This window comes from Marinobacter sp. UBA3607, from assembly GCF_002375525.1.
Taxonomy (GTDB): domain Bacteria; phylum Pseudomonadota; class Gammaproteobacteria; order Pseudomonadales; family Oleiphilaceae; genus Marinobacter; species Marinobacter vinifirmus.
On record NZ_DFLY01000008.1, the window covers coordinates 19,411 to 32,233 of the forward strand.

Annotated in this window: 14 protein-coding genes; 13 read left to right on the top strand and 1 reads right to left on the bottom strand. The window is 58.7% G+C overall.

Going from position 1 to position 12,823, the window contains the following annotated elements; genetic code table 11:
- Window positions 1-29: 29 nt before the first annotated feature.
- Entirely contained in the window at window positions 30-1,094 is a 1,065-nt protein-coding gene (locus B2589_RS01765; protein ID WP_286815424.1) for a S49 family peptidase, read from the top strand.
- Window positions 1,095-1,133: 39 nt separating this feature from the next.
- Here B2589_RS01765 and B2589_RS01770 read toward each other — a convergent pair whose 3' ends face one another.
- On the bottom strand, window positions 1,134-1,730 hold the full coding sequence (locus B2589_RS01770; RefSeq protein ID WP_286815425.1) for a Maf family protein: 597 nt from the start codon (window positions 1,728-1,730) through the stop codon (window positions 1,134-1,136).
- A 150-nt stretch (window positions 1,731-1,880) separates the two neighbouring features.
- Between B2589_RS01770 and B2589_RS01775 the strand changes: the two genes are divergently transcribed.
- From B2589_RS01775 to putP, 12 genes are all read left to right on the top strand, one after another.
- The gene (locus B2589_RS01775) at window positions 1,881-2,438 is read left to right on the top strand and encodes a YceD family protein (protein ID WP_286815426.1); all 558 of its coding nucleotides are present in this window, start codon (window positions 1,881-1,883) and stop codon (window positions 2,436-2,438) included.
- Between the two features lie 30 nt (window positions 2,439-2,468).
- Window positions 2,469-2,648: a 50S ribosomal protein L32 gene (gene rpmF, locus B2589_RS01780; RefSeq protein WP_022988074.1), complete on the top strand. Its 180-nt coding sequence runs from the start codon at window positions 2,469-2,471 to the stop codon at window positions 2,646-2,648.
- A 43-nt stretch (window positions 2,649-2,691) separates the two neighbouring features.
- On the top strand, window positions 2,692-3,696 hold the full coding sequence (gene plsX, locus B2589_RS01785; RefSeq protein WP_022988073.1) for a phosphate acyltransferase PlsX: 1,005 nt from the start codon (window positions 2,692-2,694) through the stop codon (window positions 3,694-3,696).
- 122 nt (window positions 3,697-3,818) lie between these two features.
- Window positions 3,819-4,757: an ACP S-malonyltransferase gene (gene fabD / locus B2589_RS01790; protein ID WP_286815427.1), complete on the top strand. Its 939-nt coding sequence runs from the start codon at window positions 3,819-3,821 to the stop codon at window positions 4,755-4,757.
- Window positions 4,758-4,772: 15 nt separating this feature from the next.
- On the top strand, window positions 4,773-5,516 hold the full coding sequence (gene fabG, locus B2589_RS01795) for a 3-oxoacyl-ACP reductase FabG (RefSeq protein WP_022988071.1): 744 nt from the start codon (window positions 4,773-4,775) through the stop codon (window positions 5,514-5,516).
- Between the two features lie 131 nt (window positions 5,517-5,647).
- Complete coding sequence (gene acpP, locus B2589_RS01800) at window positions 5,648-5,881, top strand: acyl carrier protein (RefSeq protein ID WP_022988070.1); 234 nt, start codon at window positions 5,648-5,650, stop codon at window positions 5,879-5,881.
- 125 nt (window positions 5,882-6,006) lie between these two features.
- Window positions 6,007-7,254 carry a beta-ketoacyl-ACP synthase II gene (gene fabF, locus B2589_RS01805; protein ID WP_286815428.1) on the top strand — a complete coding sequence of 416 codons (1,248 nt, stop codon included), beginning with the start codon at window positions 6,007-6,009 and terminating at the stop codon, window positions 7,252-7,254.
- Window positions 7,255-7,261: 7 nt separating this feature from the next.
- Window positions 7,262-8,074 carry an aminodeoxychorismate lyase gene (gene pabC, locus B2589_RS01810; RefSeq protein ID WP_022988068.1) on the top strand — a complete coding sequence of 271 codons (813 nt, stop codon included), beginning with the start codon at window positions 7,262-7,264 and terminating at the stop codon, window positions 8,072-8,074.
- The gene (mltG, locus tag B2589_RS01815) at window positions 8,074-9,144 is read left to right on the top strand and encodes an endolytic transglycosylase MltG (RefSeq protein WP_286815429.1); all 1,071 of its coding nucleotides are present in this window, start codon (window positions 8,074-8,076) and stop codon (window positions 9,142-9,144) included. Before pabC ends, mltG begins: the two co-directional genes overlap by 1 nt.
- Complete coding sequence (tmk, locus tag B2589_RS01820; protein ID WP_286815430.1) at window positions 9,144-9,779, top strand: dTMP kinase; 636 nt, start codon at window positions 9,144-9,146, stop codon at window positions 9,777-9,779. Before mltG ends, tmk begins: the two co-directional genes overlap by 1 nt.
- A gap of 68 nt (window positions 9,780-9,847) precedes the next feature.
- Complete coding sequence (locus tag B2589_RS01825) at window positions 9,848-10,627, top strand: AraC family transcriptional regulator (RefSeq protein WP_286815431.1); 780 nt, start codon at window positions 9,848-9,850, stop codon at window positions 10,625-10,627.
- A 302-nt stretch (window positions 10,628-10,929) separates the two neighbouring features.
- Window positions 10,930-12,420: a sodium/proline symporter PutP gene (gene putP, locus B2589_RS01830; protein WP_286815432.1), complete on the top strand. Its 1,491-nt coding sequence runs from the start codon at window positions 10,930-10,932 to the stop codon at window positions 12,418-12,420.
- The last annotated feature ends 403 nt before the right edge of the window (window positions 12,421-12,823 follow it).

Below are 12,823 nucleotides of genomic sequence, written 5' to 3' on the forward strand. Positions count from 1 at the left end.
TACCGCATTGGTCGGTTAAGGGATAGCGGATGAGCGAGTGGGATTCGGACAAGCAGCCCGGCTGGGGCGATGAGCCGACGCAACCTGAAGAAAAAGGACAGGGTGCGTCTTCCGGTAAGAAAGGCTGGTTTGGCAGGAAGCAACCGGCTATGCCGCCGGAGTCTGGCCGGGACTGGCGGCTGATCGAGAAGCTGGTGATGTCGTTGCAGGCAGAGCAGCGACGCAGCCGGCGCTGGGGTATCTTTTTCAAGTTTCTGACCTTCGGTTACCTGTTCGCGTTGCTGTTCCTGATCCGGTCTCCCATCGGTGATGGCATGGCGGGTGCCACCGGTGCCCACACGGCACTGGTAGAAGTGAATGGCACGATTGCGGCGGGTGAGCTGGCCAGCGCCGACAACCTGGTGGGTGCGCTGCGGTCGGCTTTCGAGGCCGAGAACTCCAGGGCGGTTGTGCTGCGCATCAACAGCCCGGGCGGTAGCCCGGTGCAGTCCGGTTATGTCTATGACGAGATCAAGCGCCTGCGGGAAGAATACCCGGATAAAAAGCTGTATGCGGTGATTTCCGATATTGGGGCTTCCGGTGCCTATTACATTGCTGCGGCCGCTGATGAAATCTACGCCAACCGGGCAAGCCTGGTGGGTTCTATCGGCGTGGTTGCCGGTGGTTTCGGTTTTACCGGGCTGATGGAGAAGCTGGGTGTCGATCGGCGGCTGTATACCGCTGGCGAAAACAAGGCGTTCCTCGATCCGTTCTCACCCGAGCGTGAAGGCGAGGTTGCCTTCTGGCAGAGCGTGCTTGAAAACACCCACAAGCAGTTCGTGGAAGCCGTTAAGGCTGGCCGGGGTGACCGCCTGGCCGAAAACGAAGAATTGTTCTCCGGCCTGGTGTGGAGCGGCGAGCAGGCGCTGGAGCTTGGCTTGATTGACGGGCTGGGTAGCACCTCCTGGGTGGCTCGCCAGCTGGTGGGCGAAGAAAAACTGGTTGATTACAGCCGCAACCGTTCGCCGTTCCAGGAACTGGTGGACCAGCTTGGTGTTGCGGTGGGTGAGGGTGTAGCCAGTCGCATGCTGGAGTCCCGCCTGGAGATTCGGTGAGCCAGGCTTTTCGGGTGAAGCAGCCCTGACCCGGTTTGATCAGGGCTGCAGCAGCGGATTAACGCCCAGTTCCCTGAGCAGGTCGATCAGCGCGATCAGCGGCAGGCCGATCAGGCTGTTCGGGTCTCGCCCTTCCATGCTTCGGAACAGGGCAATGCCGAGCCCTTCCATCTTGAAGCTGCCGGCGCAGTCGTAGGGCTGTTCTTTGTTCAGGTAGTTTTCGATTTCTTCAGCTGTCAGTTCCCGGAAGTGGACCTCGAAAGGTTCGCACCGGGTTTTCAGGGTGCCGGTACGGGTGTCCAGTACTGCAAGCCCGGTCAGGAATCTCACGCTGTTGCCGCTGCTGAGGTCTAGTTGTTCCCGGGCCTTCTGGTGGCTGCCGGGTTTGTTCAGTAAGGTGCCGTCCGGTAGTGTGGCCGCCTGGTCGGAACCGATGATGATTGTGTCCGGATAGTGTTCTGCCAGCGCCCGGGCCTTGCCGGTGGCCAACCGGAGCGAGAGTTGTTCGGCGGATTCGCCGGGAGCCGGTGTTTCATCAATGTCCGGGCTCGCACTGTTAAAGGGTAGCCCCAGCCTTGCCAGCAGCTCTTTGCGGTAAGGGGAGGATGAGGCGAGCAGCAGGGGCGGTTGGTTCATGAATGCCTTCTGGTTCCGGTGTATGGTGCGGTGATTCAGGCGGAAACGCCGGAGGTTATCGTAAAATACCCCTACTTAAACGGGAAGGGGTGGGTTAAAAGCGATTAAGTCTTTGACAGCAGGCGGTCTCGCCCCTAAAATTGCGCGCCTATGTCTGAAGCACCGAATGCTCAACTGCCAAAATCCGTAGACCCTAACCGGCTGGCGGAACAGAACACGACCCTGGAGGGAATTATTCCGCTCGCGGGGCTTGTTCGTTTCTCCGAAGCGGTTCCGGGGTTGCCGGAAGGCAGCGAGTGCCACGTTAAGCTTTCCTTTTATATGGATAGCGAACGTCGCCGGTTGGTGTCGGGTGAAGTATCCGCACCGGTGATACTGGAATGCCAGCGTTGCATGAACAACATGCAGACAACGCTGGAATCCCGTTTTGATTTGGGGCTTGTGCTCAACGATGAGCAGGCTCAGAGGTTGCCCAAGGCGTTGGAACCCTTCCCGATGGAAGACTACAACGCAGATTTGTGGGCCATGGTGGAAGATGAACTGTTGCTGGTTCTGCCGCCGTTCCCCCTGCATGAACGCCAGGATTGCCCGGCGAGCAAGGAACTGGAAGCACTGGAACCACAGCAGGCCACCGAGAAGCCCGAGGCAAAGAAACGCGAGGATAACCCGTTCAGTGTTCTGGCGGGCCTCAAGAACACCAAGCACTAACGTTTTCGTAATCAGGTCAGGAGCATAATCATGGCTGTACAGCAAAATCGCAAGACCCGTTCCAAGCGCGGCATGCGCCGTTCACACGATGCCCTGAGCACTGCTGCTCTGAGCACCGACGCAACTACTGGTGAAGTACATCGTCGTCACCACGTATCTCCGGACGGTTTCTACCGCGGCAAGCAGGTTGTTGAAGCTCGCGACGAGTAAGATCGTCGGGAAACTCTTCTGACCTGTGTCGCATGGACCCGTGGTGAGTAAACCAGTCACCATAGCCATTGATGCCATGAGCGGTGATCGTGGCGCTTCAGTGGTGGTCCATGCAGCGCTGGAAGCAGTGCGCGAAAATGAGGCCTTGAGTCTCGTTCTGGTAGGTATCCGGAGCGAGCTCGAGGCCTTGTTGCGTGATGGGCATGCCAGAATCCGCATTGTTGAAGCGGCGGATGTGGTGCGCATGAACGAGCGCCCCTCCCATGCGCTGCGACACAAGAAAAACTCCTCTATGGCCATTGCGCTCTCCCTGGTGCGCGACGGCGAAGCCCAGGGCTGTGTCAGTGCCGGAAATACCGGTGCGCTGATGGCTTTCGGGCGATCAATTATCCGCATGTATCCCGGCATTGAACGGCCGGCCATTGCCAAGCTGGTTCCCTCGTTGCGGGGCCGTTGCCACGTGCTCGACCTTGGTGCCAACGTGGATTCCAGTGCCGAAAACCTCTACCAGTACGCCTTGATGGGATCGCTGATGGCCACCGCCATCTGTAGCCTGGCCGAACCTCGCGTGGCCCTGCTGAACGTGGGTGAGGAAGAGATCAAGGGCAACGAACAGGTTCGCCTGGCCTCCCATATGCTTGCCCAGTGCGACACTCTGAACTACATAGGGTATGTCGAGGGCAACGACCTTTTCCGTGATGTGGCCGATGTTGTAGTGTGTGACGGCTTTGTAGGCAATATTGCCCTGAAGACCGGTGAAGGTGTTGCGGGGTTGTTGATTGAGCTGCTGGAGCAGGCGTTTACCCGTTCGCTCTGGGGCCGCTTTGTGGGGCTCCTGGCCAAGCCGATTATCGGCCGGCTGTTGCAGTTGATGGACCCTTCACGGCATAACGGTGCCAGTTTGCTGGGGCTTCAGGGAGTCGTTATCAAGAGCCACGGCAACGCCAACGAGCGTGCGATGCTGGCGGCAATCCGGCAGGCAGTTCGCGAAGTGGAGCTGGAAGTGCCCCGTCGCATCAACGAACGGCTCGATGACCTGATTTTATAGGTCGCCAACGGCTGCTGAGACTAAAGTCTGCCCGCATTTGCGCCCTTATTCGCGGATAATTGGCCTGAGTTGTACTATTGGCTAATCTCCACCCACCCTTCAATGACGATAAGATTCCGCCCATGAAATCAGCGTTTATTTTCCCCGGACAAGGCTCCCAGTCGGTAGGCATGCTTTCTGCTGCTGCCGAGGCGTGGCCTATGATCAGTGAAACCTTTGATGAAGCGTCTAATGTTCTGGGCTATGACTTGTGGCACCTGTGCCAGCATGGGCCGGCTGAAGAGCTGAATCAGACCATGGTAACCCAGCCTGCGTTGCTGACCGCCAGTGTCGCCTTGTGGCGCCAGTGGTGCGTGTCTGAAGGCCCGCGCCCGGACTTCTTGGCTGGCCACAGCCTGGGTGAGTACAGCGCCCTGGTGGCGGCTGAGAGCCTCGACTTCATTGAAGCTGTAAAGCTTGTTCAACTGCGCGGCGAGCTGATGCAGGATGCCGTGCCTGCCGGTGAAGGCAAGATGGCAGCCATCCTGGGCCTGGAAGACGCCGATGTGGTTGCGGCCTGTGAAGAAGCCGCCCAGGGCGACGTGGTTGCAGCAGTGAATTTTAACGCACCCGGCCAGGTGGTGATTGCCGGTTCCGCTGCGGCGGTAGAGCGCGCAATCGAGGCTTGCAAGGCAAAGGGTGCCCGCAAGGCCATGCCGCTGCCAGTCAGCGTGCCTTCCCACTGCTCCCTGATGAAAGGCGCTGCCGAGCAGCTGGCTGAAGCACTGGAGGATGTCCGCTTTAACGATGCTGTCATTCCGGTGGTTCAGAATGTGAATGCAGCCGTGGTTAAAGATGCCGATACGCTCAAGGCAAACCTCCTGAAGCAGTTGTATTCTCCGGTGCTTTGGACAGACTCTGTGCGGGCGTTGGTTGCCGAGGGCGTTAACGTGTCGGTTGAGTGTGGTGCCGGCAAGGTTCTGGCCGGGCTGGCCAAGCGCATTGATCGCCAGTTGGCGGTGAACAGCATCGAAGATCCCGATTCTCTGGCAGCCGCCCTGAAGGCGTTTGGCCAGTCCTGATAAACGGAGTTGTTTATGTCTTTGGAAGGCAAAGTTGCACTGGTAACCGGTGCTACCCGGGGGATTGGCAAGGCCATTGCCCATGAGCTGGCCCGGCAGGGCGCGGAAGTTGTGGGTACGGCTACCAGTGCTGAAGGTGCCGAATCCATTACCGAAGGCCTGAAGTCTGCTGGCTTCAAGGGCTACGGCATTGTGATGAACGTAGCCGATGCCGACAGCATCGAGGCGGGCCTGAAGCAGCTGACCGAACAGTCTGGTGCTCCGCAGATCCTGGTCAACAATGCGGGTATCACCCGTGATAACCTGTTGATGCGCTTGAAAGACGACGACTGGACGTCGGTGCTGGAAACCAACCTTTCCAGCGTTTACCGTACCAGCAAGGCCGTTTTGCGTGGTATGGCCAAGGCCCGCTGGGGCCGGATTATCAATATCAGTTCCGTGGTTGCCGGCATGGGCAACCCGGGGCAGGGCAATTATTGCGCTGCCAAGGCCGGGGTTGAGGGCTTCACCCGCAGCCTGGCCAAAGAAATGTCTAACCGCGGCATTACCGCTAACTGTGTAGCGCCCGGTTTTATTGACACCGATATGACCAAAAAACTGGACGACAAGCAGCGTGACGCTATGCTGGAAATTATTCCGGCAGGGCGTTTGGGCGAGCCGGAAGAAGTAGCTTCTGTGGTGGCTTTCCTGGCCTCTGAGGGCGCAGCTTACGTTACCGGAGAAACCATTCATGTGAATGGCGGCATGTACATGGGTTGAGCCCGTTTCGGGCTGTAGTGCAACCCCTTGTCGCACAACATGTTTAACTGAATCCCTGCTTGTTTGCAGGTAGGGTTTAAACTAAACTGGCAGCCATTGAGTTGCTTGGTTGACACTAAAGTGAGGACATTATGAGTACAGTTGAAGAGCGCGTGAAGAAGATTGTTTGTGAGCAGCTGGGCGTTAAAGAGTCCGAAGTTCAGAACACATCTTCTTTTGTAGAGGATCTTGGCGCTGACTCACTGGACACTGTTGAGCTGGTTATGGCCCTGGAAGAGGAATTCGAAACTGAAATTCCTGATGAAGAGGCTGAGAAGCTGGGCTCCGTTCAGGACGCAATCGACTATATTGTCGCGCATACCTGATACTCAGTAGATCAGATAGCCAGGCTAAAAGCCGTCCTTTAGGCTTCTTGAAGGACGGCTTTTTTATTGGCTGAATATCAGCATTTCGGTTAAAAACGACACGGAATATTCAGGTGAGTGGGGTTATGAGCAAGCGACGGGTTGTCATTACAGGCATGGGGATGTTGTCCCCGGTAGGGAACGATGTCAGTACCTCCTGGAACGCAGTGTGTGCCGGGCGCAGTGGCATTGGCCAGATCGACCGGTTCGATGCCAGTGAATACGGCACGCGTATCGGCGGGGCGGTGAAGGACCTGGATATCGAACCCTGGCTGTCTTCCAAAGAAGCCCGCAAGCTTGACGCTTTCATTCACTATGGCCTGATTGCCGCCCAGCAGGCGGTGGACGACAGTGGCCTGGAACAGTTCGACAAGCTCGACAAGGAGCGGGTGGGCATTGCCATCGGTTCCGGTATTGGCGGCCTGGAGTACATCGAAAAGAACATTATCCAGATGGAAAAGGCCGGCCCCCGCAAGGTATCTCCGTTCTTTGTGCCGGCGTCTGTGATCAATATGATTTCCGGTAATGCGGCTATCCGGTTTGGCTACAAAGGCCCGAACATCGCCATTGTGACCGCCTGCACTACCGGTACCCACAACATTGGCTATGCGGCCCGCACCATCGCCTACGGCGATGCTGACGTGATGCTGGCCGGCGGCGCCGAAATGGCCACCACCCGTTCCGGCATTGCCGCATTCTCTTCCGCCCGTGCCCTGTCGACCCGCAATGATGAGCCGGAAAAGGCCAGCCGCCCCTGGGACAAGGAGCGCGACGGCTTTGTGTTGAGTGATGGCGCTGGCGTGCTGGTCCTGGAAGATCTGGAACATGCAAAAGCCCGTGGCGCGACGATTTACGGCGAAGTGGTCGGCTTTGGCATGAGCGATGACGCCCATCACATTACCGCACCCCCTGCAGACGGCGACGGCGCTGCCCGGTCCATGGCCAATGCCTTGCGGGATGCGGGCTTGAAGCCGGAAGAAGTGGATTACATCAACGCCCACGGCACATCGACCCTGGTGGGGGATGTAGCCGAAGTGGCTGCCGTTAAGTCGGTGTTTGGCGGCCATGCGCAAAAGCTGGCCATGAGCAGCACCAAGTCCATGACGGGTCACCTGCTGGGCGCTGCCGGTGCCGTTGAGGCCATTTTCTCGGTGCTGTCCCTGCGCGAAGGCATTCTGCCGCCAACCATCAACCTGGATAACCCGGATGAAGGTTGCGACCTGGACTTCGTGGCCAATCAAAGCCGCCAATCCGATGCCCGGGTGGCGCTGTCCAACTCCTTCGGCTTTGGCGGTACCAACGGTACGTTGATTTTCCGCCGTTACGAAGGCTGAGACCTCTGTGGTAAAGCGCTTCTGGGCGGATGAAACCGGTTTGCCGGCGGCAGACCGGGGCCTGGCCTACGGCGATGGCCTGTTTGAAACCATTCGTGCAGAAGGGAGCTCAGCCCCCTGGCTGGATTACCACCTGGCCCGACTGGTGCGGGATGCTGCCCGGCTGGGAATTGAGGTGCGTCAGGACGAACTGCTCGCGGCCAGCCGCGAAGCCCTTGAGCGTTACGGAAGCCCCGGGAAGGTGTGGGTCCTGAAGTTGATCCTGACCCGTGGTGCGGGTGGGAGAGGCTATCGCCCGGGGGGCGGTATGGAGCCCAACCTGCTGGTTTCCTGTTCCGATGCGCCGCCGATGCCCGATTCTGCCGGCGTGGTGGTGGAGTTCTCATCAGTACCCCTTACGGTCAATCCCTTGCTGGCCGGTATCAAATCCCTCAACCGCCTGGAACAGGTGATGGCGGCCCGGGAGCTCTCCGGTGACTGCTTTGAGGTGCTGATGGCAGATGCCGCAGGGCATATTGTCGAGGGCACCCGAACCAATCTGTTTGTACTCACCGATGAAGGCTGGATAACACCCCCCGGGAATTCGGTGGCCGTGGCTGGTGTTATGCGCCAGCTGGTTATCGAGCGCTTGCAGCAGGCCGGGGAGCCGTTCCAGGAAGCACCCATCACCAGGGAACAGTTGCAGCCGGAAGTTTGCCGGGGCCTGTACCTCACCAACAGCGTGCTCGGGGTAGTGAGGGTTCGCAACCTGGCGGGCCAGGATTTGCCTGCAGAGCGGTGCCTTGCGACAATCTGCCGTCTCTCCACAACTTTGGAATAATGCGTGTGTTCAGGAAGTTACTGATTCTGATTGTGGCCCTCGCGGTCCTGGCGGCTGCTGGCGCCGGTTTGTGGCTATGGCAGGGCCTGCAGACCCTGAAGCAACCGGTTGCCCTGGATGAGCCGGTGTTGTTCAGTGTAGAGCAGGGCACCTCCTTTGGCCGGCTGGCGCAGAAGCTGTCGGACGACGGCCTGGTCAGCGATCCGCTCTGGTTAAAGCTATACGGCCGCCTGAACCCGGAACAGACCCGGATTAAGGCTGGTGACTACGAACTGCAACCGGGGATGACACCACTGGCCATGCTCGACACCATGGTACAGGGCAAGGTGAAACTCTGGTCCGTCCAGTTTATTGAGGGCTGGACCTTCTCTGACATGAGAACCGCCCTGGCCAACTCCGGGCAGCTCCGGAAAGAAACCACAGACTGGACCGACGAGCAGGTTATGGAAGCCGTTGGCGCCGAAGGCCAACACCCTGAGGGCTGGTTCTTCCCGGATACCTACATGTTCAGTGGCAGCGAGACCGACCTGGACATCCTCAAGCGCGCCTATAACCGGATGACGGCTGTCCTGGAAGAAGAGTGGGAGAACCGGGAAGAAGGCTTGCCCTACAGCTCCCCCTACGAAGCATTGATCATGGCCTCGATTGTCGAGCGGGAAACCGGTGTAGCCTATGAGCGACAGCAGGTGGCCGGTGTGTTTGTGCGCCGCTTGCAGAAAGGCATGCGCCTGCAGACCGACCCGACGGTGATCTACGGCATGGGTGACAGCTACGACGGCCGTATCCGTACCCGGGACCTGCGCGCCTACACGCCCTATAACACCTACCGGATTGACGGCCTGCCACCCACGCCCATTGCCTTGCCCGGCCGGGATTCGGTACATGCCGCCTTGCACCCGGACGACGGCGACGCCCTGTACTTTGTGGCCCGTGGTGACGGCAGCCACACGTTCTCCCGCACCCTGGCCGAACACCAGAAAGCGGTCCGGGAGTTCCAGCTGAACCGCAGAGAAGATTACCGATCCTTCCCGGCACCGGATGCCGGCGCAGATGACAACGAGGAAAACTGATGGCTGCCAGAGGCCGCTTTATTACCTTTGAGGGCACCGAGGGGGTTGGTAAGTCCACCCAGTTGCAGAACGCGGCAGACACGCTGACATCGCTGGGGATTGATGTGGTGGTTACCCGCGAACCGGGTGGCACGCCCATGGCGGAAAAGATCCGGGAGCTGTTGCTGGCCCCCAGGGAAGAACCGGTGCATGAAACCACCGAACTGCTGCTGATGTTCGCCGCCCGTGCCCAGCACCTGCACAACCGGATTCTGCCTGCCCTGGCGGAAGGCAAGTGGGTGCTGTGTGACCGCTTTACCGATGCCACCTTCGCCTATCAGGGCGGGGGCAGGGGGGTGCCTGAGGAGCGCATAGCGCTGCTGGAAACCCTGGTGCAGGGCGATGTGCGGCCGGACCATGTTGTCCTTCTGGACGCACCGGTAGAAACCGGCATGGCCCGCGCAAAGAAGCGGGGCGAACTGGACCGGTTCGAGCAGGAAGAACTGGCCTTTTTCCAGCGGATTCGCGATACCTACCTGGCCCGGGCGACCGCTGCACCCATGCAATACCATGTCGTGAATGCCGCCTTACCCCTGGCGCAGGTTTCGGAAAGTGTGACGGCATTGCTGTCGGCCCTGGCCCGCGTTGATGCTTGATTTCGTGCACTTTCTGTCGCGATCTGCTTTAATTGAAATACATTCTCGATTAAAGGCGTGCAGCTTGAATGCTTGACGCAAAGCTTCTGAAACTGCCGGTCAATTCACACCAACACCATCACGAACATCACCAGATTGTGGTGGGCGTGCGTGGCGCTGCCGAACTGAGTGTCGACGGCGTGGGTTCGTTTCTGGACACCTGGAAAGCCTGCCTGGTGCCAACCGAAGCCCGGCACGACTACTGCGGGGACCACGAGAACCACGTGCTGGTGATTAACCTGGACCCGCTTAGCCCTGTCCTGGATTCCCCGGCCCATGCCGACTACGAACGCATGGCCGGGATCTTCGAGAAGCCCCGGACTATCCAGATGGACAACCGGCTGCAGGGCCTTGTGCAGTTTGCTGCCGGAGAATTCGACCGCTCCCCGGATAACGAACCCCTGCACCGGCACCTTGCGGCCAGTATCCTGTATTCCATGGCCGACCGGATTGTAGACGGGCAGGCCACCCGTGCCAGCCGGCACAGCATCAGCCCGGACGCCATTCGCCGGTATATCGTCGATAACCTGCACCGGAAGATCACCGTGCAGGACCTGGCCCGGGAAGCCTGCCTGAGTACCAGCCGTTTCCACGAAGTGTTCCGCGAAGTGTCGGGCATTACCCCGCATCAGTTTCTGATACAGACCCGGCTCGACCAGGCCGTGCGCCTGTTGTCGTCAACGTCCCTCTCGGTGTCTGAAATCAGTTACCGGACCGGCTTTTCCTCCCAGAGCGCACTCACCAATGCCCTGCGCAAATACAAGGGAACGACCCCGTCCCGGTTACAGATTGGTGACCGGGTAGCCTGATCTGCCCGTAAAACTGACAGTCCCGTAGGATTGTGCAAAACAATCATAGGATTTTGTAAGCCGGGAATCCGTAGTAATACTAACTTATAGCGTCTGTATTCCCGCCTTGCGGAAGCAGGGTAGGCGATTGTCGCAAACCAGCGGCGGTCGACTATAGTGAAGGAGTATCCGTGCGGGTAAGTCCCGCTCCAGTCAGGAAGATTTCAGGTAAACAAGAAAAACAGTGCAGTCCGCAGGCCGCGTGCCGGCGCTGTGCTCTGAGAGCGGACCGAGGTCCGACTCACTTAAACCGGAGGAGCCTTATGGCTATTGGCGTTTGGATCAGTCTATTTGCGTACTTTGCAATCATGATTGCCATTGGCATTTATGCAATGCAGAGATCTACGTCTTCATCTGAAGATTACATGCTCGGTGGGCGGGCACTCAGCCCGAAAGTAGCGGCACTGTCTGCCGGTGCTTCCGATATGAGTGGCTGGTTGCTTCTGGGTCTGCCCGGGGCATTGTATGTATCCGGTCTGGCTTCAGCCTGGATCGGTATCGGCCTGTTTGTGGGCGCATTCTTTAACTGGGTTCTGGTGGCACCCCGCCTGCGGGAACAAACCGTTCACTACGGTAACGCCATCACCATCCCGTCTTTCCTTGCAAACCGGTTCCCGACTCAGGCTCTGTCCCTGAGAACCGTGTCTGCCATTGTTATCGTTATCTTCTTTGCGGTTTACACCGCATCCGGCCTGGTTGCCGGTGGCAAGCTGTTTGAAAGTGCCTTTGCCGGCATCTTCAACTTCGGCGGCCTGAGCGATTATGCAGTGGGTATTGTAATCACCCTCGGCGTGGTTCTGGCTTACACCGTAGTAGGCGGTTTCCTGGCAGTGAGCATGACCGACTTCGTGCAGGGTTGCATCATGATGCTGGCACTGGTGATCATGCCGGCGGTGGTTCTGTTCGGTGAAGGCGGTGGCGGCTTCGCCCAGGCTTCTGAAACCCTGAACAGCGTCGACCCAACCCTGTTGTCCTGGACCGAAGGCCTGACCTTTATCGGTTGGCTGTCAGCGGTTACCTGGGGTCTTGGCTACTTTGGCCAGCCGCATATCATTGTGCGCTTTATGGCTATCCGCTCCCTGAAAGACGTTCCGACCGCCCGTAACATCGGTATGGGCTGGATGGGTATCTCCCTGATCGGTGCCATCTCACTGGGTATCTTCGGCCGTGCCTACGCCGTTCGTAACGGTATGGACATCGCAGACCCGGAAACCATCTTCATCATCCTGTCTGACCTGCTGTTCCACCCGCTGATCACCGGCTTCCTTTACGCAGCCCTGCTGGCGGCGGTCATGAGCACCATCTCCAGTCAGCTGCTGGTATCGTCTTCCTCACTGACTGAGGATTTCTACCGCCTGTTCCTGCGCAAAGAAGCGACCGATAAAGAGTGCGTAAACGTCGGCCGTGCCTGCGTTGTAGCCGTTGGCCTGGTGGCGGCAGTTATCGCCTCTGACCCGAACTCACAGGTCCTGGCCCTGGTCAGTAACGCCTGGGCAGGCTTCGGTGCCGCCTTCGGCCCGCTGATCCTGCTGTCCCTGATGTGGTCCCGCACCAACGGCGCCGGTGCCATTGCCGGTATGGTCGTGGGTGCTGCCACGGTAATGATCTGGATCTCCCTGGGCTGGAATGGCAGCTTCATGGGTGGCCCGGGCGTATATGAAATCATCCCTGGTTTCGTTGCCGCCTTCATTGCCATCGTAGTGGTCAGCCTGGCCACCAAGGATTCTGGTGAGTACCAGCATATCCAGCGGTAACAGAATCCACTGATTCACATCAGTGTTCTGACAAGGGCTCCCCAAGGGGAGCCCTTTTTTGTACCTGAAACCCACACATGGTTCTGCGCTGGCCACGGGGTGGGGGAGCCTTTTCTGCAGGGAAAAAGATGTCTGAGCGAAGCGAGTTGTTTTTCCCGGAAGAAAGACTCCCCCCGCCGCGGGGCTGGCAAAACTCCAGAGCCGGAGTCCCAGAGGCGGGCCACCCCGAAATCAAGACACAAAAAAACGCCAGCCCGAGGGCTGGCGTTTCAGATCAGAGGTAAAGCTACCTCAGAGGATCTCAGGCTACGGAAGCCTCAGATGCCTTCTGGGTGTACTCTTCCATCTGGTCGAAGTTGAGATACTTGTAGATCTCCTTGGACATGCTGTTCAGGTCCTTGGC